The sequence below is a fragment of the Caldimonas hydrothermalis genome (assembly GCF_056746695.1).
This window is the reverse complement of the sequence record NZ_JBWQXA010000007.1, coordinates 147,243-161,282: the sequence shown is the minus strand read 5'-3', so window position 1 is coordinate 161,282 and position 14,040 is coordinate 147,243. Positions and strand designations below refer to the sequence as shown.

Sequence of the window (14,040 nt, the reverse complement as noted above, 5' to 3'; positions counted from 1 at the left end):
AATGAGGGCTCGATCGACCGACGGGAGCCGCCCGCGACAGCCGCGCGGTGGCTCAGCGTTGCCGGCGCGCGGCCTTGGCGCCGTACATGGCCTCGTCGGCGCGGTGCACGAGTTGGGCGATCGTGTCGCCGGCTCGGGCCTGCGAGACGCCCACGCTGATGCTCACGCGCAGGCCGCTGGCAATACGGCTCCAATCGTGATGGGCCACGGCCGCCTCGATGCGCTCGCACACCTGGCGCGCCACGGCTTCGTCCGAATCCCAAAAGGCCACGACGAACTCGTCACCGGCCAGACGGGCCGGCAGGTCGTTTTCGCGCACGTGGTTGCACAGGATGCGCGCAATGGCACACAGCACCTGATCGCCCACGCGATGCGAATGCTGGTCATTGACCTGCTTGAAGTCGTTCACATCGATCAGCGCGATCGACAGCGGTCGCCCGGCCAAGACCCGGCTGCGCAGGCGCTCGCCCAGGCGCAGCTCGAAATGGCGTCGGTTGGAGATGCCGGTCAGCGCATCCTCGAGCGACAGCCGTTCGAGCTGCTCGGACGAGGCTTCGAGCTGCTGCAAGGTCTGTTCGTGTTCGCGCAGTTCGAGCCGCCACTTCACCACCCGCGATCGGCTCTGTAGGCTTTCGGCGCGGATGAGCTCCTCGCGCCGACGCAGCAACCGCAGGACTTCCAACGCGCCGCGCTCATCCCCTTGGCATTCGTGCAACTGGGCCAGCAGCAATTGACCCAGGCAGGCCAGCTGCTCGTGCTCCGCACCCATGGCGGCATCCACCATCAAGGCTGCGCACTGCACGGCCTGCCCCAGGCGGGATTGGTCCCAGGCCCATTCACACTCGACCCACCACTCCAGGGCCTGCAGCCATGTGCCGCCAGACGACTCGCCCGTCCAGCGCCGGGCCTCAGCCAGCTCGCGCTGTACCACGGACGATTCGCCGCGCCAACAAGCGGCCAAGCCGCACAGCGTGGCCATCAGTGCGCGGTGTGTGACCAACAGCCCCGGCTGAATCCCTTCGGCGCCGCTGACATGAGCCTCGCGCACGCAACGTGCCAGCAGGGCCTCGAAGCCGGAACGCTCCGGCAATGCTCCCTTGAAAAAGCGTTCGCCCACCAAGCGCAGCGCCTGCGCGTAGGCTCTTTGCAGCAAAATTTGGAGCACCGGCTCCGGCGGGTCGCAACGCACCGCCAGTTGCTCGGCGCGATCGAAAGCCTCGTCGGCGGCCTCGAAGCTGCGGCTCCAGGCGTAGGCCTGTGCCAAGGCGTTGCATGCGAGCACAGCCGGCTGCCCGCTCGGCAGGGCTTCGACCAGGCGCACGGCCAGCAGCGCCGCCTCCACGGCTTCCTCGTGGCGGCCCAGGCAACTGGCTGCACCGGAAAACGTGATCAGCGCGTCGGCCTCGCCGAGCGCATCGCCCAACAACTGAAATAAATGCGCCGCACGTTGGCTGCTGGGGTGCACCCGGCGCCAGCGGGACGTCAGCGCATCACAATACGCCAAACATGCCAGCGCGCGGGCCTCACTGGGCCGGTGCAAACAGGCTTGGGCGCCGGCCAGTGCCCGCTGCGCCAACTGGCGAGCCCGATGGGGCTGGCCTGTTTCCAGCGCGCGACGGGCGCGGCCCAGCCAATCATCCAATTCCCCCGGTGATGGAGGATCCACGCTGGCCTTTTCGGTTTCGGACATCGAACCGCGTCTCGGTTGCAGCCGGCCCGGCCACGGCAGGCCGACTCGAACCGTCTAGAAGCCACAAACCCGCTAGTGTCCTTGAAAACCGGGCGGTGGTTCAAGAACTTTGCCGCACCACCACCTCGTAGCCCAGACGCACGCAAGCCTGAGCTGGCCGCTGACCGCCGATGAGTTGCAACAACATGCGTGCGCCTTCGGTGCCCACCTGCGAGCGTGGCGTGCGCACCGTGGTCAGCGGCGGCAACATTTGATCGCTGCCGGCCAAGTCATTGAAGCCGGCCACGGCCAGTTGCTCGGGCACCTTCACCCCGAGGCGCTGCGCCGCCAGCAGCCCGCCTTGGGCCAGGTCGTCATTGTTGAAAAACACGGCCTGCGTGTCCGGCCGCAAACGCAGCAACTGCTCGAGCAAACGCGCGCCCAGCGCGATCGACGAGCGCTCGGGGCTGAGCAGTTCCAGCGACGGGTCGTAGCACTGCGCCTGCCGCAAGGCCCTGCGGTAGCCCTCGGCACGCTGCATCGTGCGCGGGTCGAGCTGGGCGGCGATGAAGGCAATGCGCCGGTGACCGCGCGACAGCAGGTGGCGCGTCAAGTCGGCCCCCGCATCCGTCTGCGAAAAGCCCACGCAGAACACGCCCGGGGCGTCGGTGGTTTCCATCAGGTGCACGCAGGGCACGCCGCTGGCCGCAATCAGCCGCCGCGCGGCCTCGGTGCGGTCGAAGCCGGTCACCAGCAACCCCGCCGGCCGGTGAGCCAGGTAGCTGCGCAGCAACTGCTCCTCCTCCACGGCATCGTAGTGCGTGACCCCGATCAAGGGCTGGTAGCCGGCCGGGAACAGCACCCGGTGCACGGCTTCCAGCAGGTCGACGAACAGGGCGTTGGACAGCATCGGCACCAGCACGGGCACCTGCGTGCTGCGCTGCGAGGCCAGGGTCCGCGCCGCCGGATCGGGCACATAACCCAGGCGCTCGACGGCCGAACGCACCCGCGCCACCAGCTCGCTGGCCACGCCGCGCTCGCCGCGCAGCGCCCGAGACGCGGTGATGGGGCTGACCTGCGCCTCGCGGGCGACGTCCTGCAGGGTGACACGACCGCTGGAGCGGCGCTTGCGCGAAGGAAGATCCAAGGGTTTACCCTAGGTATGCGACGGGATTCTTGGTCTAGGATAGCGCTACCAAATCGTCAACACAACCCCCCCCGACTCCCTCTTCGCGGCGAACAGCCCTTCAAACAGCGTCCTGCGGTCGTCAGCATCCTTGCCCTTCTGTTTCGACAATGGATAGCGCTACCAAATCAACTTCTTCCCCTGCCGCAGCCGCCCTGGTGGTGATGGGCGTGGCCGGTTGCGGCAAGTCGAGCCTGGGCCGGGCCTGTGCCGAAGCGCTGGACTGGCCCTTGCTGGAAGGCGACGACTACCATTCCCACGAGAGCGTGGCGAAGATGAGGGCCGGCATCGCCCTCACCGATGCCGACCGGGAAGGCTGGCTTGCCCGGCTGGGACAGATGCTGGCCGAGCGTCCGCAAGGGGCGGTACTGACCTGCTCGGCGCTCAGACAGCGCTACCGCGACCAGCTCCGTGCCGCCCGGCCGGGGCTGCACTTTGCCTTCCTGGACCTGGACGAGGCCACTGCCCGCGAGCGGGTGGCCGCCCGCGCCGGCCACCTCTTCCCGCCCAGCCTGGTGGCCAGCCAGTTCGCCACGCTGGAATCCCCCGTGGGCGAACCGGGTGTGCTGCACCTGGATGCCACCTTGCCGCTGGAGCGCTTGCGCGACCAGGTGCTCGCCTGGTTGCGCCACCCAACGGAGACCGCTGCATGAGCTCTGCCTCCTCCTCTGCCCCGTCCCCTGCCCCTTCGTCGCGGCGGCCGCCCCACGGCGCGGCGGCGACCCTGCGCCGCCTGGCCGAGGCGGCCATGGCCCTGAGCCTGGCCGGCATGGTCCTGGCCGTCTTCCTCAACGTGGTGTTGCGCTACTTCTTCAACACCGGCCTCGCCATCTCGGAGGAGCTGTCGCGCCTGCTCTTCGTGTGGCTGGTGTGCATCGGCGCGGTCCTGGCCATGGCCGAAGGCAAGCATCTGGGCTTCGACATGGTGACCAGCCGCCTGCAGGGCCGAAGTGCCGCGGTGTGCCGCTGGCTCACCCGCGCACTCATCGCCGTGGCGCTGTACTACCTCATCACGGGTTCCTGGCAGCAGGTGCTGGCCGGCCTGGCCTCGCGCAGCCCGGTGATGAATTACCCGCTGGCGCTGGGCGCGGCGGGCACGCTGGTGATGGGCGCCGCGATGGCGGTGCTCCTGCTGGCCGAATGCGTGGCCGCGCTGCGCCACGGCGACCGGGCCGCCCCGAGCGCCTCGCACCTCGATTGAGCCCCGACCGCCATGACGATCGCCCTCTTCCTCTTCGTGCTCTTTGCGGCCATGACGGTGGGGGTGCCCATCGCGTTTGCGCTGATGCTCACGGCGCTGGCCCTGATGGTGCACCTGGACTTCTTCGACGCCCAACTGCTCGCGCAAAACGTGCAGGCCGGCTTCGACAGCTTCCCGCTGCTGGCCGTGCCCTTCTTCATCCTGGCCGGCGAGTTGATGAACGCCGGCGGCCTGAGCCGGCGCATCATCGACCTGGCGCGCGTGTTCGTGGGCCACATCCAGGGGGGCCTGGGCTACGTGGCCATCGCGGCCTCGGTGATGCTGGCCTCGATGAGCGGCTCGGCCATCGCCGACACGGCCGCCCTGGCCACGCTGCTGCTGCCGATGATGCGCAGGCAGCACTACCCCGACGGCTCCAGCGCGGGCTTGATCGCCTCGGGCGGCATCATCGCGCCCATCATCCCGCCGTCGATGCCGATGGTGATCTATGGTGTCACCACCAACACCTCGATCAGCAAGCTCTTCCTGGCCGGGATCGTGCCCGGCGTGCTGATGGCCACGGCGCTGGTGCTGGTGTGGCGGCGCATCTCGGGCCGGGCCGCGTTGCCGGTGGCCGACAAGGCGCCCTGGAGCGAGCGCTGGCATGCGCTGGCCCGCAGCGTGTGGGCCCTGATGCTGCCGGTCATCATCATCGGCGGCCTGCGCTTCGGCTTGTTCACGCCCACCGAAGCGGCCGTGGTGGCCGCCGTCTATGCCCTGCTGGTGGCCACGCTGGTCTACCGCGAACTCAAGCCCGCCGGCCTGTATCAGGTGTTCGTGTCGGCCGCCAAGACCACCGGCGTGGTGATGTTCCTGTGCGGTGCAGCCACGGCAGCGTCGTACATGATCACGCTGGCCGACCTGCCCGGCGACCTGGCGCGCAGCTTCGGCCCGCTGCTGGAGCACCGCGTGCTCTTCATGCTGGTGGTGGCGGTCTTCCTGCTGGCCATCGGCATGGTGATGGACCTCACACCCACCATTCTGATCCTCGGCCCGGTGCTGGCGCCGCTGGCGGCGCGGGCCGGCATCGACCCGGTGTACTTCGGCTTCGTCTTCATCTTCGTGGGCAGCCTGGGCCTGCTCACGCCGCCGGTGGGCACGGTGCTCAACGTGGTGGCCGGTGTGGGCCGGCTGCGCATGGAGCCGGTGGTCCGCGGCGTGCTGCCCTTCCTGGCCGTGTACGTCGCCTTGCTGCTGCTGATGATCCTTTTCCCGCAGATCGTGCTGGCGCCGCTGCGCTGGCTGACCTGATCGTTCCTGGCGACCCCGGTCGCGTTCCCGCCCTTTCCTCAGAAGGAGACCTCGCATGAAACTCAAACTCGCTGTCGCCGCCCTCGGTGTGGCCCTGCTGGCCGCCGGCCAGGCCTGGGCCCAGGACATCAAGCCGCGCATGATCCGCTTCGGCTACGGCCTCAACGAAGAATCGAACCAGGGTCGCGCGGTCAAGCTCTTCGCCCAGGAGGTGGAAAAAGCCTCGGGCGGCAAGATGCGTGTGCGTGCCATCGGCGCCGCGGCGCTGGGCTCGGACGTGCAGATGCAGCAAGCCCTGATCGGCGGCGCCCAGGAGATGATGGTGGGCTCCACCGCCACGCTGGTGGGCATCACGAAGGAAATGGCCATCTGGGACACGCCCTTCCTGTTCAACAACAGCGCCGAAGCCGATGCCGTGCTCGACGGCCCGGTGGGCCAGAAGGTGATGGACAAGCTGCAGGAAAAGGGCCTGGTGGGCCTGGTGTACTGGGAAAACGGCTTTCGCAACCTCACCAACAACAAGCAGCCGGTCACCAAGCTGGAAGACCTCAACGGCATCAAGCTGCGCGTGATGCAGAACAACGTCTTCCTCGACAGCTTCAAGAGCCTGGGCGCCAATGCCATCCCCCTGCCCTTCTCGGAACTGTTCACCGCGCTCGAGACCCGCGCGGTGGACGGCCAGGAGAACCCCTACAACACCATCCTGTCGAGCAAGTTCTACGAGGTGCAGAAGTACCTGACCGTCACCAACCACGTCTACAGCCCCTGGATCGTGCTGGCCAGCAAGAAATGGTGGGACGGCCTGAGCCAGGCCGAGCGCAAGGTGTTGCTGGATGCCGCCGTCAAGAGCCGCGACTTCGAGCGCAAGGACACGCGTGAGGAAGCCGCCCGGGCCCTGGCCGAGCTGAAGGCCAAGGGCATGCAGGTCAATGAGCTGTCGAGCGCCGAGGCCAACCGCATGCGCGAGAAGCTGACCGCCGTGCACGCCAGCATCGCCGAGCAGGTCGGCCGCGACCTGTGGAACGAGACCCAGGCGGCACTGGCCAAGGTGCGCGGCGGCAAGTAAAAAGCTTCGCCCCCCGCACGACGCCCGCGGCCCGCGCCGCGGGCGTCGCCGTTTTCGGCACCTCAGGCGGCTGTCAGCGCTCGCTGCTATCCTGACGGGCTCGCGGTTTTGCCCCTGTCACCCCGTGATGAACCCCCTGATCAAGCGCTGGACCCAGTACTTCGTGCGGGGTCTGCTGGCCATCCTGCCCCTGGCTCTGACCGTCTACGTGCTCTACGTCTTCCTGGCGTGGACGGACAGCATGGCACGTTGGCTCACCTACCCGCTGTTCGGGAACACCTACATCCCCGGCCTGGGGCTGGCGCTGGCGGTGGTGGCCATCGGGGGGCTGGGCTTCGTGATCTCGCTGCCCGCGGTGCGCAGTCTGGCCTCGCTGATCGAGTTTCCCTTCACCAATCTGCCGGTGGTCAAGAGCATCTACACCTCGCTCAAAAGCTTCGCCGACTATTTCGCGCCGCAACACAAGCAGGCCGCCCAGCAGGTCGTGGTGGTGCGTTTCCCAGGCGGCGGGCTCGAGATCATCGGGCTGGTCACGCGCAACAGCCTGGACGGCCTGCCCGAGGGCGTCAGCAAGGACGACCGTGTGGCCGTCTACCTGCCCATGGGCTACATGATCGGCGGCTACACGGTCTTCGTGCCACGCACCTGGATCACGCCGATCGCGATGACGGTGGAAGAGGCGATGCGCTCGGCGCTGATCGCCTGGATGGCACGCACCGGCCAGCCCCCGGTGCCTGCGCCGCCGCCGCGCTGACCCCCGGGGCCGAAGCCGGTGCATTGAGGGCGGGATTGCGCCCTGCCGGCGGGACGGGGGCTGGTGATAAGGTGGCGGTATCCTGCCGGCCGCCACCGGCGCCCTTGGGAGAGCCGCCCGATGCCCCTGCCGCCTCCTGCACGCCCTTGCCTGGCCCTGGTGCTGGCCGCCTGCCCGCTGGCCGCCTGGCCCCAAGCGGTCGATGCCGATCGACTCCAGCCCCAGTCCCTCGACCCCGTCGTCGTGACCGGCTCGCGCGAACCCACGCCGCGGCGCGCCTTGCCTGCGGCCGTCGACACCGTCGAGGCCGGTGCGATCCACGAGGGCCAGTTGCGCGTGAACATCTCCGATGCGCTGGTGCGCGTGCCCGGTGTGGTCGCCAACAACCGCCAGAACTACGCCCAGGACCTGCAGGTGTCGATACGCGGCTTCGGCGCCCGCGCCAGCTTCGGCGTGCGCGGCGTGCGGCTGATCCAGGACGGCATCCCGCTGACCATGCCCGACGGTCAGGGGCAGACCGGCTTGTTCGACCTCGACGGCGCCCAGCGCATCGAGGTGTTGCGTGGCCCGCTGTCGGTGCTGTATGGCAACAGCTCCGGCGGCGTGATCCAGGTGGTGTCCGACCTGGACCCCGGGCAGACCTTCGCCGGTGGCGGCCTGTGGGTGGGTGAGGACGACAGCGGGCGCACGATGTGGGAGGCCCGCAGCGACCTGCGCGAGGGCCGCGGCGTAGTGGCCGGCAACCTCAGCCGCTTCCAGACCGACGGCTACCGCGAGCACAGCCGCACACGCCGCGATGCGCTGAACCTGCGCGCCCGCACCGTGCTGGGCGAGCGCAGCAGCCTCACGCTCATCGTCAACCACCTGGACCAGCCCGACACGCTCGACCCCCTGGGCCTGACCGCCGAACAACTGGCGCAGGACCGGCGCCAGCCCGGCAACAACGCGCTGGCCTTCCACACCCGCAAGTCGGTGCGGCACTCGCAGGCAGGCGTGGCCTGGCGGCTGGACCTCTCCGACACCCAGAACCTGCGAGTCTCCGCCTACGGCGGCACCCGCCAGGTCGAACAATTCCTGGCCTTCAGCGGTGCCGCTGCAACCTCCTCGGGCGGCGTGGTCGATTTGGACCGCCAGTTCGCCGGCGCCGGGCTGGAATGGCAAGGCCGCTTCGGCCCGGTGCTGTGGATCGCCGGGCTCGACCATGACCGCAGCCAGGAGCGCCGGCGCGGCTTCGTGAACAACAATGGCACGGCCGGCGACACCCGGCGCGACGAGGACAACGACGCGGCCAACACCGATGCACGCGTGCAGGCCCGCTGGACGCCGCGCCCGGGCTGGACGGTCGTGGGCGGGATGCGCCATTCACGGGTGCGCTTCGAGATCGAGGACCGCTACGTCACCGGCACCAACCCCGACGACAGCGGCTCGCGCGCCTTCCGCCGCGACAGCGCGATGCTGGGCCTGAACGTGGAGGTCCGCCCCGGCTGGCATGTCCACGCCAGCGCGGGACGCGGCTTCGAGACCCCCACCCTGGCCGAGATCGCCTACCGCCCCGACGGTCAGCCGGGCTCCAACCTGGCCCTGCAGCCCGCCCGCCACGACACCTGGGAGTTGGGGTTCAAGGCGCGGCTGACACCGGGCCACGAAGCGGCGCTCACCGGCTTTCGCACCCGGGTGCGCGACGAGATCGTGATCTTCGGCAACGTCGGCGGGCGCAGCACCTTCGCGAACGCCGGCCGGACGTCGCGGCACGGCTGGGAGGCTTCGTGGCACGCACGGTGGTCGGCGCAGTGGGAAAGCGTGCTGGCCCTGACGTGGCTGCAGGCACGGTTCGACGAGTACGTCTCGGCCGGCCAGGACTACAACGGCAACCGCCTGCCCGGCGTGCCGCAACGCTCGGCCTTCGCCGAACTGGTATGGCGCCCCGCCCAGGCCTGGCACCTGGGCCTGGAATGGCGGGCCGTGGACGCACTGCCCGCCAATGACGCGAACTCGGCCTTCGCGGGCGGCTACGGCGTGGCCCATCTGCGCTGGGGGTACGAGGCCGAGCACGGCCCCTGGCGAGTGCGCGCCTTCGCGCGGGTGGACAATGTGGCCGATCGGGCCTACGTCGGCTCGGTCATCGTCAACGCCGCCAATGCACAGTTCTACGAACCGGCGCCCACCCGGCGGTTCAGTGCCGGCCTGAACCTGCAGCGCCACTGGCGCTGAACTCCGCAAGGCGTTACCCCCTCAGACGGCCACACCGTCGGGCGAGTCTGCGGCCTTCGCCGGCGCGCGCAAGGCCGCGTCAATGAGGCGGTGCATCTCGTCGGCATCGTCTGCATGGCGTGCAGCCACGGCGCGGATGGCTTCGTGATCCCGCTCGAAGGCCTCCACGAGCTGCGGGTCGAAATGGGTGCCCCGGCAGCCGCACACGACCGCCACGGCCGTGTCGTGCGGCAGGGCCTCCTTGTAGCTGCGCACGCTGATCAGCGCGTCATACACGGTGGCCAGGGCCACGATGCGTCCGGACAGCGGAATCGCCTCGCCGGCCAGCCCACGCGGATAGCCCGTGCCGTCCCAGCGCTCCTGGTGCGTCAGCGCGATCTCCTGGGCCATCGTGAGCAAGGGACAAGGCACCTCGAGCTGGGCCTGCGCACTGGCCAAGGCCGCATGGCCGCGCAGCGTGTGGGTCTTGACGATCGCAAACTCCTCGGGCGTCAAGCGGCCGGGCTTGCGCAGCAGGTGAGCGGGCACCTCGAGCTTGCCGATGTCGTGCAAGGGCGTGGCACGCACCATCAACTCCAGCCGCTCGTCGTCCAGCTCGGCCAGGCGCCCGGTCAGGCGCCGCCAGCCCAGTGCGAGCACGCGCACATAGCCTTGCATGCGCAGCAGATGGCGGGCCGTTTCGTGATCGCGCCGCTCGGCCAGCAGGGCCAAGGTCCACAACAAGGCGTCGCGCTCCAAGGCCACAGACTGGCTGCGCTGATGCAGCACCGTCTCGAAGTGCTGCTGCCCCTCGCGCAGCAAGACGGCCAGTTGGTGCAGTTGAAGCCGCGGCTGCAAGCGCGCACGCCAGCGTGCGGGGCTCCAAGGCGGTTGGAGCACATCGGACAGCCCCAACGCCAGCCACTCATCGACCGGCGCCGACGGCCCGGCCAAGGCCAGCACCGGGGCCGAACGGCACAGCGGATCGGCGCGCAAGGCATCGAGCCGGCTCGGCAGGCGCTGCGGCTGCTCGGTGGCGTCGATCAGCACCAGCGCCGGCACCGCATCGGCAGGCAAGGCATCGACCAGTTGCGCTTGCGGCGCCAAAGCGGCCTGCACATCCGGCCAGTCCTTGGCCTGGCAGCCAACGATCAGCACCCACACGGGCGGCTTCGTGTCTTGTGGCATGGGTCCCTCGAGCACCGCTCATCCTGCGCTGCCACCGCTGAGCCCGCAACCCCGAATCGGGGGCTCGACAACCCGTCACGGCGCGAAGGCCTCCCGTGATCGAGTTCACACCTGCGGTTTGAGCTGAATCAAGCCCGAGCACGGCCGGGGCTTACGGGAAACCCCGAATCGGCCGATACCGCTCCCATGCTTCAGCTCCCCGGACGAGAGTTCCATGCGTTTGAACCTGCCTGTCACCGACCACGAGTACCGGGTCCCCGAAGGATCCACCCTCGTGTCCACGACCGATTTGCAAGGCCGCATCCTGTACTGCAACCCGGCGTTCATCGAGGTCAGTGGCTACGCCCGCGAGGAATTGCTTGGGCAGCCGCACAACCTCATCCGACACCCGGACATGCCGGAAGAGGCCTTCCGCGACCTGTGGGCCACCATCCAAAGTGGGCTGCCATGGCGGGCGGTGGTCAAAAACCGCCGCAAGGACGGCTCCCATTACTGGGTGATGGCCAATGTCACGCCGCTGGTCGACAACGGCCAGCCGATCGGCTACATGTCGGTGCGCACCGTCCCCAGCCGTGAGGAAGTGCAAGCCGCCCAGGCCTTGTACGCCCGCATGCGCGAGGAGCGCGCGGCCGGCCGGCCGGTGCACCGGCTGCAACACGGCCGGGTGCTGCGCGACACCCTGGCCGGTCGCTGGGCGCGCCGGCTCGACGGGGGACTCGGCGCCAAAGTGGGCGCCCTGGCCGCCGCCGTGGTCGGTGTGGCGTTCACGCTGGGCATCGGTGTGGGCCGCGGCGGCGGGCAGGATCTGAGCGCTCAGGCCTGGGCCGGCGGCGCCTTGCTGAGCGTTGCCCTGGCCTGGCTGCTGTACCAAGGGCTGAACGCCCTCATGATCCGTCCGATTCACGGATTGCTCACCCTGGCCCATCGCATGGCCGCCGGCGACCTCACCCAACGCATCGCCGTGGACCGTCACGACCTGATCGGCCGCTTCGCCCAGGCGATGAACCAACTCAATGTGAACCTGATGTCCATCGTGCGCGACGCCCGCGACGAGGTCCAGCGGATCCAGGCCGCCGCAGCCGAGCTCGCCGCAGGCAGCCAGGAGTTGTCGGCACGCACCGAATCGCAAGCCAGCAGCCTGCAGCAGACCGCCTCGTCCATGGAGGAAATCACCGGCACCGTGAGCCATAGCGCCGATGCCGCCCGGCAAGCCGCCGAGCTGGCCGTCCAAGCCCAGGACATCACCGGCCGCAGCAGCCAGGCCGTCGACGAGGTGATCCATACCGTCCAGGCCATCAGCCAAGCCTCGCAGCGCATCGGCGAGATCATCCACGTGGTCGACAGCATTGCGTTCCAAACCAATATCCTCGCCTTGAACGCCGCCGTCGAAGCCGCCCGGGCCGGCGAGCAGGGCCGCGGCTTTGCCGTGGTGGCCGCAGAGGTGCGTGCGCTGGCACAGCGCACCAGCGCGGCCGCCAAAGAGATCAAAGCGCTCATCGGGGAGTCCTCGCGCTGCGTGACGGCCGGCGAGCAACAGGTGAACGCCGCACGCGCCACGATGGACCAAGCCTTGCGCTCGGTGGAGCAGGTCCAGTCCTTGATGGCCGACATCAGCACCGGTGCGCGCGAGCAGCTCAACGGCATCTCGCAAATCAACGAGGCGGTCGCCCAGATGGACACGCTCACGCAGCAAAACGCCGCCATGGTCGAGGAGCTGTCGTCGGCTTCGGCGCAACTCAAGGAGCAAGCGCAGGTCGTGGCCGCCGCGGTGGGTGTGTTCCGGCTCGAAGGAAGCCCGCGCGAGCGCAGCCCCGACGCCGTGAGTTTGCGCCGCCAGATGAAACGCCTGCGTCCGGCCTGACCCCCTCTGACCCCCTGCCAAGCCCCGTTACACTGCAAGCTCATCGCCGCCCGCCTGACGGCCCCCTGGCCGCGGCGGGTGTCGTGCGTTCGACAGGGAGCTTGCATGCCGCACACCTCGCCGCCGTCCGTTTGCTTCGGCCTGCATGGCCGCGTCACTCTCATCACCGGCGCCGCACAAGGCATCGGATCGGCCTGTGCCGAGCGCTTCGCCCGCGAAGAGGCCCCGGTGGTGCTGCTCGATGTCGACGACGCCCAAGGCCAAGCGCTGGCCGATCGCTTGTCGGCCCAAGGCGCCCCGGCCCTGTACCTTCATTGCGACGTGGGCGACAAGGCCCAGGTCGACGCCGCCGTGGCCGCAGCCGTCGAGCGCTTCGGGCGCATCGACGTGCTGGTCAACAACGCCGGCATCTTCCGCGCCGCGGACTTCCTCGACATCACCGAGGCCGATTTCGATGCCGTGTTGCGCGTCAACCTCAAGGGCGCCTTCCTGATGGGGCAGGCCTGTGCGCGCGTGATGGTGCGCCAGGGATCCGGCGGCGCCATCGTCAACATGAGTTCGGTCAATGGCGTGATGGCCATCCCCAGCATCGCCAGCTACAACGCCAGCAAGGGGGGGGTCGACCAGCTCACGCGGGCGATGTCGCTGGCGCTGGTGGACCATGGCATCCGCGTCAATGCGGTGGCCCCCGGCACGATCGCCACCGAACTCGCCCGCCAGGCGGTGCTGGGCAGCGAGGAGGCCCGCGCACGCATCCTCAGCCGCACGCCGATGCAGCGCCTGGGTGAGCCCGCCGAGGTCGCCGAGGCCGTGGCCTACCTGGCCAGCGACGCCGCCAGCTACATCACCGGCGAGATCCTCTATGTCGACGGGGGCCGGCGTGCGCTGAACTACACCGTGCCGGTGAGGGCCGGCACGTCCTGATCCGCCCCGGCGCCATGGGCAGTTCCTGGTCCCTCGTTTACGTGGGCGACCCCCTGTGCTCATGGTGCTATGGCTTCGCGCCGCAGCTCGAGCGGGTGCGCGCTGCCTATGCCCACCTGCCGCTGCAGCTCGTGATGGGTGGCCTGCGCCAGGACGAGCGCCCGATGGACGAACGGCTGCGGGCCCATCTGCGGCGCCACTGGGGCGAAGTGGCGGCCCGCACCGGCCAGCCCTTCGACCTGGGCTGGCTGCGGCGCGAGGATTTCGTCTACACCACCGAACCGGCCTGTCGTGCCGTGATCACGGTGCGCGAGCTGCAGCCGCGCCTGGGCCTGCCGATGTTCCGCGCCATCCAGACGGCCTTCTATGCCCAGGGCCGCGACGTCACCCGCACCGAGGCGCTGGTCGAGCTGGCCGGCTCGATCGGCCTGCCCCGGCAGGCGTTCGAGACCGCATTCGCCAGCCCCGAGCTGCGCGAGGCCACGATCGACGACGTCGCGCTGGCCCAGCGTTGGGGCATCACCGGCTTTCCCACGCTGATCGCCGCCAGCGAGGGCGAGGGGCACATCGTCGCCCCCGGCTGCGTCGATGCCGACACCGTGATCGCCCAGCTGCGCCGCCTGGGTGTGCCCGGGCGTCGCTGAGTCCAGGCGCAGGGGCGGCCGGCATCGCCGGTCCTTGCACAAGCCCCGCGGCGCGATGGGCGCATCC

Annotated in this window: 12 protein-coding genes; 9 read left to right on the top strand and 3 right to left on the bottom strand. The window is 69.4% G+C overall.

The genetic code is table 11. From position 1 onward, the window contains the following. Positions 1-52 precede the first annotated feature (52 nt). Both AC1ECW_RS10825 and gntR read right to left on the bottom strand, forming a co-directional pair. Entirely contained in the window at positions 53-1,690 is a 1,638-nt protein-coding gene (locus AC1ECW_RS10825; RefSeq protein ID WP_481201809.1) for a GGDEF domain-containing protein, read from the bottom strand. A gap of 100 nt (positions 1,691-1,790) precedes the next feature. Then, complete coding sequence (gene gntR / locus AC1ECW_RS10820; RefSeq protein WP_409703405.1) at positions 1,791-2,816, bottom strand: HTH-type transcriptional regulator GntR; 1,026 nt, start codon at positions 2,814-2,816, stop codon at positions 1,791-1,793. Between the two features lie 149 nt (positions 2,817-2,965). Here gntR and AC1ECW_RS10815 point away from each other — a divergent pair, with 149 nt between their 5' ends. The 6 genes from AC1ECW_RS10815 to AC1ECW_RS10790 all read left to right on the top strand — a co-directional run bounded on the left by AC1ECW_RS10815 (position 2,966) and on the right by AC1ECW_RS10790 (position 9,377). After that, positions 2,966-3,508 carry a gluconokinase gene (locus tag AC1ECW_RS10815; RefSeq protein ID WP_481201808.1) on the top strand — a complete coding sequence of 181 codons (543 nt, stop codon included), beginning with the start codon at positions 2,966-2,968 and terminating at the stop codon, positions 3,506-3,508. Then, positions 3,505-4,056 (top strand): TRAP transporter small permease, encoded by a 552-nt coding sequence (locus AC1ECW_RS10810; RefSeq protein WP_481201807.1) that lies wholly within the window; start codon positions 3,505-3,507, stop codon positions 4,054-4,056. Before AC1ECW_RS10815 ends, AC1ECW_RS10810 begins: the two co-directional genes overlap by 4 nt. Positions 4,057-4,068: 12 nt before the next feature. Next, a complete protein-coding gene (locus AC1ECW_RS10805; RefSeq protein WP_409703414.1) occupies positions 4,069-5,346 on the top strand; it encodes a TRAP transporter large permease in 1,278 nt (425 codons plus the stop codon). Between the two features lie 55 nt (positions 5,347-5,401). Next, entirely contained in the window at positions 5,402-6,412 is a 1,011-nt protein-coding gene (locus tag AC1ECW_RS10800) for a TRAP transporter substrate-binding protein (RefSeq protein WP_481201806.1), read from the top strand. Between the two features lie 127 nt (positions 6,413-6,539). Next, entirely contained in the window at positions 6,540-7,166 is a 627-nt protein-coding gene (locus AC1ECW_RS10795; protein ID WP_409703420.1) for a DUF502 domain-containing protein, read from the top strand. A 120-nt stretch (positions 7,167-7,286) separates the two neighbouring features. Beyond that, complete coding sequence (locus AC1ECW_RS10790) at positions 7,287-9,377, top strand: TonB-dependent receptor family protein (protein ID WP_409703423.1); 2,091 nt, start codon at positions 7,287-7,289, stop codon at positions 9,375-9,377. Between the two features lie 21 nt (positions 9,378-9,398). On the opposite strand, the gene AC1ECW_RS10785 is transcribed toward AC1ECW_RS10790, so the two are convergent. Continuing rightward, entirely contained in the window at positions 9,399-10,544 is a 1,146-nt protein-coding gene (locus AC1ECW_RS10785; RefSeq protein WP_409703426.1) for a response regulator, read from the bottom strand. Positions 10,545-10,758: 214 nt separating this feature from the next. On the opposite strand from AC1ECW_RS10785, the gene AC1ECW_RS10780 reads away from it, so the two are divergent. The 3 genes from AC1ECW_RS10780 to AC1ECW_RS10770 all read left to right on the top strand — a co-directional run bounded on the left by AC1ECW_RS10780 (position 10,759) and on the right by AC1ECW_RS10770 (position 13,973). Then, the gene (locus AC1ECW_RS10780; RefSeq protein WP_409703429.1) at positions 10,759-12,405 is read left to right on the top strand and encodes a methyl-accepting chemotaxis protein; all 1,647 of its coding nucleotides are present in this window, start codon (positions 10,759-10,761) and stop codon (positions 12,403-12,405) included. Positions 12,406-12,510: 105 nt separating this feature from the next. Further along, positions 12,511-13,329, top strand: coding sequence for an SDR family NAD(P)-dependent oxidoreductase (locus AC1ECW_RS10775; protein ID WP_409703432.1), 819 nt, complete (start codon positions 12,511-12,513; stop codon positions 13,327-13,329). Between the two features lie 14 nt (positions 13,330-13,343). Then, positions 13,344-13,973, top strand: coding sequence for a DsbA family protein (locus AC1ECW_RS10770; RefSeq protein WP_481201805.1), 630 nt, complete (start codon positions 13,344-13,346; stop codon positions 13,971-13,973). The last annotated feature ends 67 nt before the right edge of the window (positions 13,974-14,040 follow it).

Excerpts from the sequence above, each read along its gene's own strand:
- AC1ECW_RS10825 (WP_481201809.1), bottom strand. The coding sequence starts at position 1,690 with ATGTCCGAAACCGAAAAGGCCAGCGTGGATCCTCCATCACCGGGGGAA.
- AC1ECW_RS10815 (WP_481201808.1), top strand. The coding sequence starts at position 2,966 with ATGGATAGCGCTACCAAATCAACTTCTTCCCCTGCCGCAGCCGCCCTG.
- AC1ECW_RS10810 (WP_481201807.1), top strand. The coding sequence starts at position 3,505 with ATGAGCTCTGCCTCCTCCTCTGCCCCGTCCCCTGCCCCTTCGTCGCGG.
- AC1ECW_RS10805 (WP_409703414.1), top strand. The coding sequence starts at position 4,069 with ATGACGATCGCCCTCTTCCTCTTCGTGCTCTTTGCGGCCATGACGGTG.
- AC1ECW_RS10800 (WP_481201806.1), top strand. The coding sequence starts at position 5,402 with ATGAAACTCAAACTCGCTGTCGCCGCCCTCGGTGTGGCCCTGCTGGCC.
- AC1ECW_RS10795 (WP_409703420.1), top strand. The coding sequence starts at position 6,540 with ATGAACCCCCTGATCAAGCGCTGGACCCAGTACTTCGTGCGGGGTCTG.
- AC1ECW_RS10790 (WP_409703423.1), top strand. The coding sequence starts at position 7,287 with ATGCCCCTGCCGCCTCCTGCACGCCCTTGCCTGGCCCTGGTGCTGGCC.
- AC1ECW_RS10785 (WP_409703426.1), bottom strand. The coding sequence starts at position 10,544 with ATGCCACAAGACACGAAGCCGCCCGTGTGGGTGCTGATCGTTGGCTGC.
- AC1ECW_RS10780 (WP_409703429.1), top strand. The coding sequence starts at position 10,759 with ATGCGTTTGAACCTGCCTGTCACCGACCACGAGTACCGGGTCCCCGAA.
- AC1ECW_RS10775 (WP_409703432.1), top strand. The coding sequence starts at position 12,511 with ATGCCGCACACCTCGCCGCCGTCCGTTTGCTTCGGCCTGCATGGCCGC.
- AC1ECW_RS10770 (WP_481201805.1), top strand. The coding sequence starts at position 13,344 with ATGGGCAGTTCCTGGTCCCTCGTTTACGTGGGCGACCCCCTGTGCTCA.